The organism is Actinoplanes campanulatus (assembly GCF_014647795.1).
Taxonomy (GTDB): Bacteria; Actinomycetota; Actinomycetes; order Mycobacteriales; family Micromonosporaceae; genus Actinoplanes; species Actinoplanes campanulatus.
The window spans coordinates 160,988-176,839 of the sequence record NZ_BMPW01000004.1; the positions used below are offsets into that span (position 1 = coordinate 160,988).

General features: G+C 70.2%; 9 protein-coding genes. 7 read left to right on the forward strand and 2 right to left on the reverse strand.

Annotation, left to right across the window (positions count from 1 at the left end; genetic code table 11):
• Nucleotides 1–105: 105 nt before the first annotated feature.
• The 5 genes from IEZ13_RS09580 to IEZ13_RS09600 all read left to right on the forward strand — a co-directional run bounded on the left by IEZ13_RS09580 (nucleotide 106) and on the right by IEZ13_RS09600 (nucleotide 8,420).
• Nucleotides 106–3,069: a galactose-binding domain-containing protein gene (locus IEZ13_RS09580; protein WP_183220399.1), complete on the forward strand. Its 2,964-nt coding sequence runs from the start codon at nucleotides 106–108 to the stop codon at nucleotides 3,067–3,069.
• Nucleotides 3,070–3,256: 187 nt separating this feature from the next.
• On the forward strand, nucleotides 3,257–4,918 hold the full coding sequence (locus IEZ13_RS09585; protein ID WP_183220401.1) for a galactose-binding domain-containing protein: 1,662 nt from the start codon (nucleotides 3,257–3,259) through the stop codon (nucleotides 4,916–4,918).
• Nucleotides 4,915–6,171 (forward strand): DUF1996 domain-containing protein, encoded by a 1,257-nt coding sequence (locus tag IEZ13_RS09590; protein WP_183220402.1) that lies wholly within the window; start codon nucleotides 4,915–4,917, stop codon nucleotides 6,169–6,171. The genes IEZ13_RS09585 and IEZ13_RS09590 overlap by 4 nt, the downstream gene beginning before the upstream one ends.
• A 52-nt stretch (nucleotides 6,172–6,223) precedes the next feature.
• Complete coding sequence (locus tag IEZ13_RS09595; RefSeq protein WP_183220403.1) at nucleotides 6,224–7,219, forward strand: LacI family DNA-binding transcriptional regulator; 996 nt, start codon at nucleotides 6,224–6,226, stop codon at nucleotides 7,217–7,219.
• Nucleotides 7,220–7,304: 85 nt separating this feature from the next.
• Complete coding sequence (locus IEZ13_RS09600) at nucleotides 7,305–8,420, forward strand: 5-methyltetrahydropteroyltriglutamate--homocysteine S-methyltransferase (RefSeq protein WP_183220404.1); 1,116 nt, start codon at nucleotides 7,305–7,307, stop codon at nucleotides 8,418–8,420.
• Between the two features lie 4 nt (nucleotides 8,421–8,424).
• Here the strand turns inward: IEZ13_RS09600 and IEZ13_RS09605 are convergent, their stop codons facing one another.
• A complete protein-coding gene (locus IEZ13_RS09605) occupies nucleotides 8,425–12,333 on the reverse strand; it encodes a PAS domain S-box protein (RefSeq protein WP_183220405.1) in 3,909 nt (1,302 codons plus the stop codon).
• Nucleotides 12,334–12,385: 52 nt separating this feature from the next.
• On the opposite strand from IEZ13_RS09605, the gene IEZ13_RS09610 reads away from it, so the two are divergent.
• Both IEZ13_RS09610 and IEZ13_RS09615 read left to right on the forward strand, forming a co-directional pair.
• Nucleotides 12,386–13,138, forward strand: coding sequence for a sensor histidine kinase (locus IEZ13_RS09610; protein ID WP_183220406.1), 753 nt, complete (start codon nucleotides 12,386–12,388; stop codon nucleotides 13,136–13,138).
• On the forward strand, nucleotides 13,138–15,087 hold the full coding sequence (locus IEZ13_RS09615) for a hybrid sensor histidine kinase/response regulator (protein WP_183220407.1): 1,950 nt from the start codon (nucleotides 13,138–13,140) through the stop codon (nucleotides 15,085–15,087). Before IEZ13_RS09610 ends, IEZ13_RS09615 begins: the two co-directional genes overlap by 1 nt.
• 85 nt (nucleotides 15,088–15,172) lie before the next feature.
• On the opposite strand, the gene IEZ13_RS09620 is transcribed toward IEZ13_RS09615, so the two are convergent.
• On the reverse strand, nucleotides 15,173–15,784 hold the full coding sequence (locus IEZ13_RS09620) for a dihydrofolate reductase family protein (protein ID WP_183220408.1): 612 nt from the start codon (nucleotides 15,782–15,784) through the stop codon (nucleotides 15,173–15,175).
• Between the last annotated feature and the right edge of the window lie 68 nt (nucleotides 15,785–15,852).

A 15,852-nucleotide genomic window follows, 5' to 3' on the forward strand; every position in this document is an offset into this window, starting at 1 on the left:
CGGAACCAATCCTGTCAATGCTTCCTTATTGACGCGCGGCAACATGGGCGAAACAATCTCCTCGCTTGGAGAGCGCTTTCCATCCCCTTACCCATTGGTGTGATCATGTATAGACGGCTGTTGCTCCTCGTCGCGGTCACCGCGACATTCCTCGGCCTCACCGCCGTGTCCCCGGCCACCGCCGCCGACGTGCCGCTGTCACAGGGGAAGCCGGCCACCGCCTCGTCGCAGGAGGTCGACGGACCCGGCTACAGCCCGGCCAACGCCTTCGACGGCAACCTCGGCACCCGCTGGTCCAGCGCCTTCGCCGATCCGCAGTGGATCCAGGTCGACCTCGGGTCGGCGGTCGCCATCAACCGGATCGTGCTCACCTGGGAGGGCGCGTACGGCAGGGCGTACCAGATCCAGACCTCGAACGACGGCACCTCCTGGAGCACCCTCAAGGCCGTGACGAACGGTGCCGGAGGCACCGAGGAGCACAGTGTCTCCGGAACCGGCCGCTATGTGCGGCTGGCCGGAACGCAGCGCGGCACGGGCTACGGCTACTCGCTGTGGGAGTTCCAGGTCTTCGGCGGCGGCGGAACCCAACCCCCGGACCAGTTCACCACGATCTGGAGCGACACCTTCGACGGCCCGGCCGGCACTGGCCCGAGCGCCGCGAACTGGCTGCTGCGCACCGGCACCCAGTACCCGGGCGGCGCCGCCAACTGGGGCACCGGCTCGGTGGAGACCGCCAGCAGCGCGACGGCCAACGTCTCCCTCGACGGCGCGGGCAGGTTGAACCTCAAGGCGATCCGTGACAGCGCCGGCAAATGGACCTCCGGCCGGATCGAGACACAGCGCGCCGATTTCGCCCCGCAGCCCGGCGAGCAGCTCAGGTTCACCGCCGTGCTGAGGCAGCCGGACGTCGCCAACGCCGCCGGCTACTGGCCGGGCTTCCGCGCCACCGGCGCCGCCTACCGTGGCAACTTCACCAACTGGCCCAGCGTCGGCGAGACCGACATCATGACCGGCGTCAACGGCCGCGACCAGCTCTCCCAGACGTTGCACTGCGGCACCGCGCCGGGCGGGCCCTGCAACGAGTACGACGGCCGGTCCTCCGGGTTCGCGTCCTGCGTGGGCTGCCAGAGCGGCTACCACGAGTACACCCAGATCATCGACCGCACGAAGACCGACGAGGAGATCCGCTTCTACCTCGACGGACGGCAGACCTGGGTGGTCCGCGAGTCGCAGGTCGGCGTCGCGGCCTGGCAGCAGGCCGTGCACCACGGCTTCTACCTGCGGTTCGACCTGGCGATCGGCGGGTCGCTGCCGAACGCGATCGCCGGATTCACCACACCCACCCCGGAGACCACCTCGGGCGGCGTGCTCAGCGTCGACTCGGTCACCGTCGCCCGCGCCGCCGGGACCACCGCTCCGGCGATGACCGACCCGCCGGTCCCGGCCGGGCCCAGCGTCGTGAAGGTTACCGGCAGCCAGGGCAACTGGCAGCTCACCGTCAACGGGACGCCGTGGGAGGTCAAGGGCATGACCTACGGTCCGCCGCAGGCGGCGGCCGACGGCTACATGCGCGATCTCAGGAACATGGGCGTCAACACGATCCGCATCTGGGGGCCGGACGCCGGCACCCCGCTGCTTCTGGACACGGCGGCCCGCCACGGGATCAAGGTGATCGTCGGGCTGTGGCTGAACCACGGCACCGACTACGTGAACGACAGCGCGTACAAGACGGCGGTGAAGAGCGAGATCGTCGCCAAGGTGAACGAGCTGAAGGGCCGCTCCGGGGTGCTGCTCTGGGACGTCGGCAACGAGGTCATCCTGGAGATGCAGAACTACGGGCTGGCCGCCGATGTGGTCGAGGCGCGGCGGGTGGCGTACGCCAAGTTCGTGAACGAGGTCGCCGAGGCGATCCACGCGGCCGACCCGAACCACCCGGTCACCTCGACCGACGCGTACACCCACGCGTGGACCTACTACAAGCCGCACGCTCCGGCGCTGGATCTGCTCGCGGTCAACTCGTACGGGGCGATCGACACCGTGAAACGTGACTGGATCGCGGGTGGACACACCAAGCCGTACATATTGACCGAGGGCGGCCCGGCGGGGGAGTGGGAGGTGCCCAACGACGTCAACGGGGTGCCGAACGAGCCCACCGACCTGCAGAAGAAGGCCGGGTACACGTACAGCTGGAACGCGATCAAGGGGCATCCGGGCGTGGCCCTGGGCGCCACCGAGTTCCACTACGGCATCGAGAACGACTTCGGCGGGGTGTGGCTGAACACCACGACCGGCGGCTGGCGGCGGCTCGGCTACCACGCCATGCGGCAGGCCTATACCGGGCAGACCGCGCCGAACACGCCACCGGAGATCACCGCCATGACGGTCGGCACGCAGACGGCGGTCCTGGCGGGCGGCACGTTCACGGTCAGCGCCACCGCCACCGATCCGCAGGGCGATCTGATCCGCTACAACCTGATGGCCGGTGACAAGCACATCAACGCCAACCGGGGGCTGCGGCATCTGACTTTCAGCCAGACCGGCAACGGCCAGTTCACGGTACGGGCGCCGGAGACGCTCGGGGTCTGGAAGGTGTACGTGTACGCCTACGACGGCCACGGCAACGTCGGCATCGAACAGCGCTCGTTCCGGGTCGTCCCGCCGCCGGCCCCGGGCACGGATCTGTCCCGTGGGAGGTCCACATCGGCGTCCAGCTACCAGCCGACCGGCACGAACGGGCCGCAGCTTCCGTCGTACGCGGTCGACGGCGACTACGGCACCCGCTGGGCCAGCGAATGGGTGGACTCCGCCTGGCTCCAGGTCGATCTCGGCTCGGTGCAGTCGTTCGACCGGGTGCGGCTCGCATGGGAGGCGGCGTACGCGAAGGCGTACACCGTGCAGGCCTCCGACGACGGCGCCACCTGGCGGACCGTGTACTCGACGACGGCCGGTGACGGCGGCTTCGACACGCTCACGGTGAACGGCTCCGGCCGCTACGTCCGGGTGAACGGCACCGTGCGGGCCACCGCGTACGGCTACTCGCTCTACGAATTCGGCGTCTACCGCAGCTGAGGTTCCGGAACTTCCCGGCCCGCCGCCGAGGGCGTACCCCATTGACCTGGGGCGATGCTCTCGGTGGCGGTTGTGAAAGCGCTTCACCGGGGTTTGCCGAGCATTGACAGCCTTTAACGCCCGGTTCACAGTGTCCGGCAAGAGAGCGCTTTCACAAGCGTGAAACATCCCCCGAGGAGTTCCCCGCATGAGACGTCGTCTGTTATCCGTCGCCGCGCTGCTGGCCGCGCTCGTCGCGGTCCCCTCCGGACCCGCGAACGCCGCCGAGGTCCTCGTCTCCCAGGGAAAGCCCGCCACCGCCTCGTCCACCGAGATCGCCGGCGCCTACCTGGCGCCGGAGGCGGTCGACGGCAACAACGGCACCCGCTGGGCCAGCGCGTTCACCGGCACCCAGTGGTTCCAGGTCGACCTCGGCGCCGCCACCGCGGTCAGCCGGGTCGCGATCAACTGGGAGGCCGCCTACGCCCGCGCCTTCACCATCCAGCTGTCCACCGACGGCAGCGCCTGGACCAACGCCTGGAGCACCACGACCGGCGCCGGCGGCCAGCAGAGCATCACGCTCTCCGGCACCGCCCGCTACGTGCGGATCAACCTGACGCAGCGGGCGCTCGAGGCGTACGGCTACTCGTTCTGGGAGTTCCAGGTCTACTCCGGCTCCTCTGATCCCGGGACGTCGGGACTGCTTTCGTACGCCAAGCCCGCCCTCGCCTCCACCTGGCAGAACGACGTCAACTGCAACCCGTGCAGCCCGGACAAGGCGTTCGACAACGATCCGGCCAGCCGCTGGGCCACCAGCTCCACCAACGGCTGGGCCGATCCTGGCTGGATCTCGGTGGACCTCGGCGCGACCGCCCAGATCCGCCAGGTCGTCCTCCAGTGGGACCCGGCCTACGCCCGCGGTTACCAGATCCAGGTGTCCGCGGACAACGTGAACTGGACGCCCATCTACTCGACGACGACCGGCGACGGCCTCAAGGACGTCATCAACGCCACCGGCACCGGGCGTTACGTGCGGATGTACGGCACCGCCCGCAGCGGCCCGTATGGCTACTCACTCTGGGAGTTCAGCATCTACGGCACCGGCGGCAACCCCACCACCCCGCCCGCCAAACCCGCCGACCCGATCTTCCCGGCCACCCGCCTGGTCTTCTCCGACGAGTTCAACGGCGCGGCCGGCAGCAAACCGGACGGCGCGAAGTGGACGATGGATCCGGGCGTCCCGCAGAACGGCGAGGTCCAGTACTACACGCCCAACAGTGAGAACGCGTCCATGAACGGCGCCGGCCAGCTCGTCATCGAGGCCCGCCGCCAGGATTACCAGGGCCGCCAGTACACCTCGCACCGGATGAACACCAGCAACAAGTTCCACGTCCAGTACGGCCGGATCGAGGCGCGGGTCAAGGTGCCCAAGGGCAACGGGCTGTGGCCGGCGTTCTGGCTGATGGGCGACGACTTCCTGTCGGGCCGGCCGTGGCCGTACAACGGCGAGATCGACATCATGGAGGTCCTCGGCCGCAACACCTCCGAGGCCTACTCCACGCTGCACGCCCCGGCCTACAACGGCGCCGGCGGCTATGGCCAGAAGTACGCGACCGTCGACCTTTCGCAGGACTTCCACGTCTGGGCCGCCGAGTGGGACAGCAAGGGCATCCGGTTCTTCCTCGACGGGCGCCTGGTCTTCGACGCCGCCAAGGAGACCGTGGAGAACACCCGCGGACCGTGGATCTACGACCACAAGTTCTACCTGATCCTCAACCTGGCCGTCGGCGGCGACTTCCCCGGCCCGATCGACGCCACCACCCCGTTCCCCAGCCGCATGCTCGTCGACTACGTGAGGGTCTACCAATGAGGCGCCTATTCGCCGGCGCGGTGGCCGCCGTTCTCGCCACCTACCTGATCATCACCGCCACGTCCGCCTCCGCCGCCGACACCCTGCTCTCCCAGGGGAAGCCCGCCACCGCCTCGTCCGTCGAGTCGGCCGCCTTCCCCGCCTCCAACGCCGTCGACGGCAACCTCGGAACCCGCTGGTCCAGCGCCTTCAGCGACCCCCAGTGGCTCCAGGTCGACCTCGGCGCCAGCGCCACGATCACCTCGATCGTGCTGGACTGGGAGTCCGCGTACGCCCGAAGTTTCTCGGTGAAGGCGTCCGCGAACGCGCAGAGCTGGACCACGCTCTACAGCACCGCCGCCGGCACTGGCGGAAAACAGACGGTCAACGTCAACGGCACCGCGCGCTACGTGCGGCTCGAGACAGGAGCGCGCGCCACGCAATGGGGTGTGTCGCTCAACGAGTTCCAGGTGTACGGAACGGGCGGCGGAACCACCCCGACCATCCCGCCGGGCGCCGTTCGCGTCGCCGAGTTCCTGGCCGACTGCCCGTTCAGCCACCGGCTGCCGGACGACCCGATCATCTTCCCGAACCTGCCGGGCGCCTCGCACATGCACAGCTTCTTCGGCGCGGCCGGCACCAACGCCTACTCGACCGTCGACACGCTGCTCAACGCGAACAGCAACTGCAACCCGTCGATCGACAAGTCCTCGTACTGGATCCCCACCCTGTACCGCGACAACGTGCCCGTCGAACCGGTCACCGGCATCTTCTACTACCTCGGTGAGGGGGTCCGCGACGACCTGATCGCCCAGACCCAGCCGCTGCCGCTCGGCCTGCGGATCGTGGCCGGAAACGCCAAGGCCACCGGCCCGGCGGACAACACCATCTCCCGCTGGTCGTGCCTGCACGCCGGGCACGTCGGCTCGTCACCGGACTTCGTCAACTGCCCGGCCGGGTCGATGCTGGAGTCGTACCTCGACTTCCCGCACTGCTGGGACGGCCGGAACCTGGACTCCACCGACCACAAGAGCCACATGGCCTACCCGGTGAACAACGCCTGCCCGGCCAGCCACCCGGTCGTGGTGCCCAAGTTGCGGCAGGTCATGCGCTATCCGGTCACCGGCGACCCGGCCCGGCTGCGACTGGCGTCCGGTGGCGGTTTCACGATGCACGGCGACTTCTTCAACGCCTGGCCGGTCGAGGAGATGGCCCGCCGGGTGAACGACTGCATCCGCCCGATCATCAAGTGCGGGACCGACGGACGGCCCTGATAGAACTTTGCACATGAGTTCACGACCCGGCCGCGGTGGCCACCATCCCACGATGGATCAGGTGGCCGCCGCGGCCGGCGTCTCCCGGGCCACCGTCTCCCGGGTGATCAACAACGCGGCCTCGGTGGCGCCCGGCATCCGCGACGCGGTCCAGCGTGCGATCGCTTCGACGGGGTACGTTCCCAACGTCGCCGCCCGCAGCCTGGTCACCCGCCGGTCGAACTCGGTGGCCCTGGTGATCAGCGAACCGGACCGTCCCGACGACCACTCCTTCCTGAACCGGATCTTCACCGACCCGTACTTCGGTCGCGTCACCGCGGGCGCGACCGGCGCGCTGCGGCCGCACGACGTCCATCTCGTGGTCGTGCCCACCGACTCGGCCGACCACCATCAGGTGATCCGCTACCTGCGGCAGGGCCACGTCGACGGGGTGCTGCTGATCTGCTCCAGCGAACACGACCCGCTGCCCGGGCAGGTCCACGCGCTCGGCATCCCGGCGGTGCTGTCGTCCCGGCCGGCCGCGCCGCTGCCGGTCAGCCACGTCGACCTGGACCAGCGGCTCGGCGCCCGGCTCGCCGCCGAGCACCTGATCGCCCGCGGTTGCCGCCGGCTGGCCACGATCAGCGGTCCGCTCGACATCCCGGCCGGATCCGAGCGCCTGGAGGCGTTCCGGACAGCCGCCGGCGCCGACGCGCCCGCGGTGATCGGCGACTTCACCCGGGCCGGTGGCGAGGCCGCCGCCCACCGCCTGCTCGACGACCATCCCGACCTGGACGGCCTGTTCGTCGCCAGCGACCTGATGGCCGAGGGGGCGCTGCGCGCGGTGCAGGACCGCGGCCGCCGCGTCCCCGACGACGTGGCGGTCGTCGGCTTCGACGACAGCAGCCCGGCGCTGGAGTGCCGCCCGCAGCTCACCACGATCCGGCAGCCGGTCGAGGAGATGGCCGCCGAGATGGCCCAGCTGCTGGTCGCCCACATCGACGAACCGGGCCGCGCGACCCGTTCGGTCATCTTCCAGCCCACCCTGGTGCTGCGCGCCTCCGCCTGACCCGGCACGCGTCCACCATCGAAGATCATCCCTATTTCGGGCCTGTTCGGCGTAGGTTGGCGGGGAGAAGAAGGGAGCCACGCCAGTGCGCGACACGCCACCGTTCCGCGCCGACCACGTCGGCAGTCTCCTGCGCCCGCCCCGCCTGCTCAAGGCCCGTGAACAGCACGCCCTCGGCGAGATCACCCCGGCCGAACTGCGCGCCGTCGAGGACGACGCGATCCGCGAGGTCGTCCGCATGCAGCGCGACGCCGGTCTGCGCTCGGCCACCGACGGCGAATTCCGCCGCACGTCCTGGCACATGGACTTCATCTACCGGCTCGGTGGGATCCGGCCCACCGACGAGAAGATCCAGGTGCATTTCCGTAACGAGAACGGCGAACTCGACTTCGAATCGGCGGCCCTCGCGGTGGACGGGCCGATCCGCCTCGAGGACACCGTCTTCGGTGACGACTTCGCCTTCCTGGCCGCGCAGACCGACCCCGGGATCACCGCGAAACTGACCATCCCGTCGCCCAGCATGGTGCATTACCGGGGCGGCCGGGCCGCCATCGATCCGGCCGTCTACGCCGACGAGGAACAGTTCTGGGTGGACCTGTCGGCCGCCTATGCCGACCAGGTGCGGCGGGTCGCCGACCTCGGCTGCCGCTATCTGCAACTCGACGACACCAGCCTGGCCTATCTCAACGACCCGGCCCAGCGGCGGCTGCTCACCGAACGGGGTGACGACGCCGAACACCAGCATCTGCGCTACATCCGGCAGATCAACGCGGCGATCGCCGGACGGCCCGCCGGGCTGAACGTCACCACCCACATGTGCCGCGGCAATTTCCGTTCCTCGTGGGCGGCCGAAGGCGGTTACGACTTCGTGGCCGAGGCGCTCTTCTCGGAACTGGCCGTCGACGGCTTCTTCCTCGAATACGACGACGAACGCTCCGGCGATTTCGCCCCGCTGCGGTTCGTCCCGCCGGGCAAGGTCGTCGTGCTCGGCCTGGTCACCACGAAACGCGGCGCGCTCGAATCCAAGGACGACCTGAAACGCCGCATCGACGAGGCGGCCCGCCACATTCCACTCGACCAGTTGGCGCTGTCGCCGCAGTGCGGGTTCTCCTCCACGGTCGAGGGCAACGCGCTCACCTACGACGAGCAGGTCGCCAAACTCCGCCTGATCACCGAGACCGCCGCGGAGGTCTGGGGCTGAGACTCTATTTCTGCCCGGCGGTCTCCTCGTCCGGGTGGATCCAACGGTCCAGCGTGACGCGCAGCTTGTCGGCGTCGATCGGCTTGGCCAGGAAGTCGTCCATGCCCGCCTGGAGTGCTCGCTGCCGGTCCTCGGCGAGCACCCCGGCGGTCATCGCGATGATCGGGGTGTGCTGGTTGGGCTGTTCGGTGTGCCGCAGCCGCTCGGTGGCCTCGTAGCCGTCCAACCGCGGCATCTGGCAGTCCATCAGGATCGCCTGGTACTCGTGACTGCTGGCCAGTTCGACCGCCTCGGCGCCGTTGACGGCGATGTCGGTCTCGTAGCCGAGAGCGCTGAGCGTGTCGACCGCGACCATCTGGTTGATCTCGTTGTCCTCGGCGAGCAGGATCCGGCCGCGGCCGCCGGCCGGTGCCTCCGGTGGCACCACCGGAGCGACGGCCCGGTCGTCGGCGAAGTGGGTGAGCAGGCAGTTGTAGAGGGCGGACGGGCCGACCGGTTTGGCGAGAACGTCACCGTGCAGCCGGTACTCGGCTGTCGGGTCGCGGCTGAGCAGCACGCAGAACGGGCGCGGCCGGATCATCGGGTCGGCGGCGATGTCGTCGCCGAGCCGGGCCGCGTCCAGTTCCGGGGGCCGGTGGTCGAGCACCACCACGTCGTACGGCTCCCCGCGTTCGCCGGCCGTCCGCAGATGCCCGAGCGCCTCACCGCTGGTGGCCGCGGTGGTGACCTGCATGCCCCAGGCGTGCACGTGTTCGGTGAGGAACCGCCGGCTGATCGGGTTGGTGTCGACGATCAGCGTCCGGTGTGCGGCCAGGTCACTGCGGGACGGCCCGCCGGTTCGGCCGTCCGGCGGGCCGGCGAGCGTGATGGTGAACTCGAAACGGCTGCCGTGACCGGGCTCGCTGTCCACCTGGAGGTGGCCGCCCATCAACTCGACGAGCTGGTGGGTGATGGTCAGCCCCAGCCCGGTGCCGCCGAATTCGCGGCTCGTCGTGCTGTCCGCCTGGGTGAACGGCTCGAAGAGCCGGCCCAGCTGTTCCGGGTCGATACCGATGCCGGTGTCGGTGACGCTGAACGTGAACCGGTGCCGGTCGTCGCGGGGCGGGCCGAGCTGGTCCAACCGGACCACCACCTCCCCCTCGTGGGTGAACTTGACCGCGTTGCCGACCAGGTTCAACAGCACCTGGCGGAGCCGGCCCTCGTCGCCGCGCACGATGGTCGGCAGGTCGGCCGGGTAATAGGAGACGACGTCGACGTTCTTGTCCCGGGCGCCGGCCGCGGCGGCGTGCACCACCTGTTCGATCAGGTCGCCGAGCGCGAAGTCCTGCTCAACCAGGGTGATCTTCCCGGCCTCGATCTTGGAGAAGTCCAGGATGTCGTTGATGATGGCCAGCAGCGCCCGGGCGGACGTGCGGATCGACTCGGCGTACCGTCGCTGGACCGGCTCCAGCGGGGTGTCCAGAAGGAGCTTGGTCAGGCCGATCACGCCATTCATCGGTGTCCGGATCTCGTGGCTGACCATGGCCACGAACTGCGACTTGGCTTGCGCCGCGGCCAGCGCCTCGTCCCGGGCCGCGGCCAGAGCCTGCTCGGTACGGCGGCGTTCGGACACGTCGCGGATGGCCGCGGACACCAGGATGCCGTCCTCGGTCTCCAGCGGGGCGAGGTTGATCTCCACCGGGAACTCGGTGCCGTCCTGCCGCCGCCCGAACAGCTCCCGGCCCAGGTCCACCTGGCGTGCGGCCGGCGCCCGCAGGTACTCCTGGAAATCCTGGGCGTGCTCGGTGTGCAGTTGCTTCGGGACGAGCATCTCCACCGGTCGGCCGATCAGTTCGTGCCCGAGATAGCCGAACAGCCTCTCGGTCTGATCGTTGACCAGCCGGATCACGCCGTCGGTGCCGACGATCACCATGGCGTCCGGAGCACTCAGGACGAGCTGCCGGAACCGCTTCTCGGCCCGTTTGGCGTCGGTGATGTCGCGGGCGATGGACGCGGCCCCGACGACCTCGCCGCTGAGGTCACGGATCGGAGAGATGGTGATCGCCAGGTGCACGGCGGTGCCGTCCCGGCGTACCCGGGTGGTGTCCTGGACGTGGACCGTCTCGCCCCGGACCAGCTGGGCCCGGATCCGTTGCGGCTCGTCGCGGAGGGCGGGCGGGTACAGCACGTCCACGTTGTGGCCGATCATGTCGTCGGCCGGGTAGCCGTAGATGCGTTCGGCGGCCGGGTTCCAGCTGAGGATGGTGCCGTCCAGGCTGCGGCCGATGATCGCGTCGGCGGTGCTCTCGACGATGGCGGCGAGCCGGGCCTGCGCCTCACCGGCGGCCCGCTGGTCGGTGATGTCCCGGGCCACCGCGTAGATGCTCGAGCCGACCGCGGCCGGCGTGGCGCTCCAGCTCAGCCAGCGGTAACTGCCGTCGCGCGCGCGGTACCGGTTCTCCAGATCGATCGTCGATGTGTGGCCCTCGGTCAGCAGGCGGACCTGGTGCACGGTGTTGTCGATGTCGTCCGGGTGCACGAACGCCAGGTACGGCCGCTCGCGTACCTCCTCGGGGGTGTAGCCGAAGGTGCGGGTCCACGCCGGGTTGACCCGGGTGAAGTAGCCGTCCGCGGAGGCGATGCAGAGCATGTCCCCGGAGAGCGTGAAGAAGTGGTCGAGCTCCTCGGCCATCCGGCGGCGCTCCGCCTGTTCCCGGTCCCGGTCGGTCAGGTCGCGGCAGGTGATGATGAGCATGCTGAGGTGATCGTCGGTGCGCAACGGGCAGACGGTGGCGAGAATCGGCAGGTTCTCGCCGTCCCGGCGCTGGATGTCGGTGGAGAACTCCATCCGGCCCTCGGTGCCCAGGATCACCTGCAGATCCTGTTCACGGTCCGGCCACCAGGGGTACGGCGGGTGGATCCCGATCACCTCGTCGGCCGGGTAGCCGGTCATCTGCGACCAGCGCTCGTTGGCGCTGAGCACCCGGCCGTCCGGGGCGAGCGTCACCACCCCCTCGATCAGGGCGGTCAGCACGATGTCGTTGAAGTCGCGCTGGCCGCGCAGTTCGGCGATCACCGCCTGCCGGCGCTGGTCGGCCTCGTTGAGCATGTGGCCGGATCGCAGCAGCACCAGGTAGAGGGTGAGCAGCAGCAGGCTCACGATGATGTCGGCCCCGACGCTTTCGACGTCGACGCCGATCCGGGCCATGAGCGCCGGTGACAACGCGATCAGGACCACCACGGCCGCGACCGCCGGCGCCAGGCGGCGCACCGCCCGGCTGCCGAGCCACCGGCCGCCGAAGACCTGCACCGCGAGCGCGCCGGGCCGGCTCACCGTCACCCCGAAGGCCAGCAGCAGCACGCAGACCTGCGCGGCGGGCGGGGTCACCCAGACGAGGGTGTCCGAGTAGAGCGCCACCAGACCGAACAGCGACGCCAGCTCCGCCACTCCCATCACCAGCGCGGCGGCCGCGGCCAGCAGTTGCGAGGCCAGGTATCCGTGGCGGGGCCCGACGTCGAGCAGCACCAGGCTCATGCCGATCAGCAGGTATGCCACCAGGGCACGTATGGGCGGCGGCCCGGTGGGCGGCAGCATCGCCGTACCGGACAGCCAGTCGACGAGGGTGGCCGCACCGGACAGGGCCGCCACCAGCGCGGCGAACGCGATCGCCACCATCAGCAGGGCCAGGAAGCGGCCGGTCCGGGGGCGCCATCCGGCGGCTTGGACCGGGCCGGAGAAGAGCAGCGCGGCACCGCCGGTGATGGCCAGAACGGCACTGGTCGGCGACATCGACCACCATTCGAGGACCTGCGCCACATGACCGGCCAGTGTCGCCGTGCCGATCCCGGTGGCCGCCACCGCCGTGATCCGCCAGATCAGCACCCGGTGCCGCATGCCGGTCACCGAAGAAACCATCACAACGTCCAGCGTCACCAATAAAATGCGAATACAAGCCGCATCTAGGAAATTACCTCGCGGAGAAGATGTGGACCAGACAGCCGCCGTCGTGGCGTTGCCGGAACCCGGCGACCTGTTCGCCGGCAACGCCCTGTCCCGGCTCGGCCACGAGCTGCGCGGACCGCTCACCGGCATCATCGGCCTGACCGGCCTGATGACACGCAAGGCCGCCACCGGCACGGCCGATCCGGCGCAGCAGGCCCGTCAGCTCAATATGATCAACAACAGCGCGGCGGAGCTGCTCGGCACGGTCGAGCGCATCATCGCCTTCGCCCACAGCGCCACCCCGGCCGATGAGCGCCGTCTCGAACCCGTCGACTGCGTCACGGTCGCCGCCGACGCCGTCGCCGCGACCGAGGAGATCGCCGCGGCGAGAAACCGGCACGTCATCGTACGGACGCCGGCCGGCCCGGTCCGTGCGCTGGCCCATCCCGACGACGCCCGCCAGGCCGTGACCGAACTGCTCGCCAACGCCGTCCGGTACGCCGATCACCCGGACATCCACGTCACCGTCCGCCCCGGCGACGCGGCCACCGGCCCGGCTGTCGAGATCGCCGACCACGGCCCCGGCCTGTCACCCGCCGATCAGCAGCGGGTCTTCCTGCCGTTCGAGCGCGGCACGGCCGCCCACGACCACGACGAGCACGGCACCGGGCTCGGTCTGTGCCTGGCCCAGCACCTCACCCGCCGCTGCGGCGCCACCCTGACCGTACGGACCTCGCCGGCCGGAACCGTCTGCACCGTCGTCTTCCGGCCGGGTCCCGGCGTGGGGGAGCTCTGATGGCCACCGTGCTCGTCGTCGACGACCGCGCCACCAACCGCGAGGTCGCCCGCCTCACCCTCGACGACGGGGGCCACCACGTCATCGAGGCCACCGGCGGCCCGGAGGCGCTCGACCTGGCCCGGCGCCTGCACCCCGACGTGGTCCTCGCCGACGTGGTGATGCCCGGCATGGACGGCTACGAGTTCGTCCACCAGTTGCGGGCCGACGCCGGCACCGCCGACATCCCGGTGCTGCTCTACACCGCCAACTACCGGCCGGACGAGGCGTTGCCATTGGCAGCCGCGTACGGGGTCACCCAGGTTCTCGCCAAGTCCGCGGACCCGGACGCCCTGCTCGCCGCGGTCGAGCGGGCACTGCACGCCGAACCGGTCACCGCTTCCGCCTCCGTAACCGCCGGCGACGTGGGCGCCGAGCATCTGCGTACGGTGAACGCCAAGCTGTTGGAGAAGGTGCTCGCCCTCGACGCTAGCGAGGCCCGGTTCCACGCCCTCGCCGACGTCTCGCCGGTCGGCATCGTCTCCGGGCACACCGAGCTGCACGCGACCTACACCAACCCGCGCTTGGCCGACATCACCGGCTACGGACCCGAGCAACTGGCCGGGCACGGCTGGATGTGCTGCCTCGACCGGCCGCACCGTGAGGAATTGCTGCACGACGGCCTGCCGGTCGAGCCGGTCAGCTTCTACGGCGAGCAGGACCTGCCCGGCGGCCGCCGCTGGCTGCACACCACCATCCGGCAGATCACCGACGAGAAGGGCGGATTCGTCGCCACCGTCGACGACGTCACCGCCGTGGTCGAGCACGAGATCGCCGAGCGCCGCCGAATCGCCGAGCGCTTCGAGAGCCTCGCCCGGCTGTCCGGCGCCGTCGCCCACGACTTCAACAACATGCTCAACATCATCCTGTCGTTCAGCGAGTTCACCGCCGAGGCGCTGCGCGACGCCGTGGGCACCACCCTGACCGCCGAGCAGGCCGGCGACATGCTCGACGACCTGGACCGGATCAGCCAGGCCGGCAAACGCGCCGCGCACCTCGCCCACGAACTGCTCTCCTTCGGCGGGCGTGAGGTCGTCCAGCCCACCGTGCTCGACCTGCACGCCGTCTTCGCCGAGGTGACTGAACTGTTCGAACCGGTGCTCGGCCGGCACGTCACGGTCAGCGTCGACCTGCACCCGGACCTGCGCAACATAGTCGCCGACGGCGGCCAGCTCACCCGGATCCTGATCAATCTCGCCAGCAACGCCCGCGACGCGATGCCCGACGGCGGTGCGCTCACCCTGACCGCCGACAACGACGGGGACAACGTGCACATCGCCGTCCACGACACCGGGCACGGCATGAGCCCCGAGGTGCTGGAGCGCGCCGTGGAGCCGTTCTTCACCACCAAACCCAAAGGTCACGGTACGGGTCTGGGGCTCGCCACCGCGTACGGCATCCTCCGCCAGGCCCACGGCGAGCTGGTGCTGGAATCCTCGCCGGGCAACGGCACCACGGTGCACCTCTACCTGCCCGCCACCGACGAGCCCGCGGCCGGATCCACGCCACCCGCGGCCGCGTCCGCCGGCACCGGGCAGACCGTCCTGATCGCCGACGACGAGAACGGCGTCCGCGAGGCCGCCCGGCGCATCCTGAACCGGGCGGGTTACACGGTTCTGGCCGCAGGCGACGGGCGTGCCGCGCTGCGCGTCGCCCGCGACCATCCCGGCACCATCCACGCCCTGCTCACCGACGTGGTCATGCCGCACATGAACGGGCCGGAACTGGCCGCGGCGCTGACCGCGGAACGGCCCGGCACGCCGGTGCTCTACATGTCCGGGTACGCCGACCCGCTGATGACCGACCAGGGGCAGCTCGATCCGGACGTGACCGTGGTCGGCAAGCCGTTCACCGCCGACCGGCTGCTCGCCGCCCTGCACGCCACCCTCACCGCGGCCGCGCGACGGTAGGCGCCCCGGACAGCGCCTCGCCGACCGTGGTCAGCAACTCCACCGCGGTGGACACGGTCCGGGCCGCCGCCGGACGGCAGCCGCGTCACTCCGCGTCGAGCTGCCCCTTCGCGTCGTCGTAACCGGCCGGCGCGGGCGCCTCGGTGGGCGCGTAGATCACCCGGATCACGCCGGTCGGGTACGCCTCGGTGGCGATCACCCGCAGGTGGTAGGCCGCGTCGCCCTCGTCGAACAGCCTGCGCCCCTTACGGGCGGCCACCGGGTGCACCAGCAGCCGCAGCTCGTCGACCAGACCCGCGGCCAGAAGCTGCTGCACCACCGAGATCGAGCCGGGGATGAGCACGCCCTTCACCCCGGCGTCGGCCTTGAGCGCCGTCACGGCCGACAGCAGGTCGCCGTCGATCAGCTCGCAGTTGCGCCAGGAGAACTCCAGCCGCTGCCGCGATGCCACCACCTTGCGGGTGTCACCGAGCTGCTTGGCGAACCCGGCGTCCTCGCCGCCGGCGGCCTCCCGATCCGGCCAGGCGCCGGCGAAACTGTCGTACGTCTCCCGGCCCAGCAGCAGCACGTCGGCCGTCTCGTAGTCCTCGGTGACGGCCCGGCCCATGTTCTCGTCGAAGTACGGGAAGTGCCAGTCCGGGTCGATCTCGGCCACACCGTCGGCCGAGATGAACAGGGTGGAGATGACCTTAGCCATGGTGGCGCCTCTCTCGCGTCGTGTGTCTATCGATGGGTGGACCGGCGGACTGGCCGGAACTCATCGGC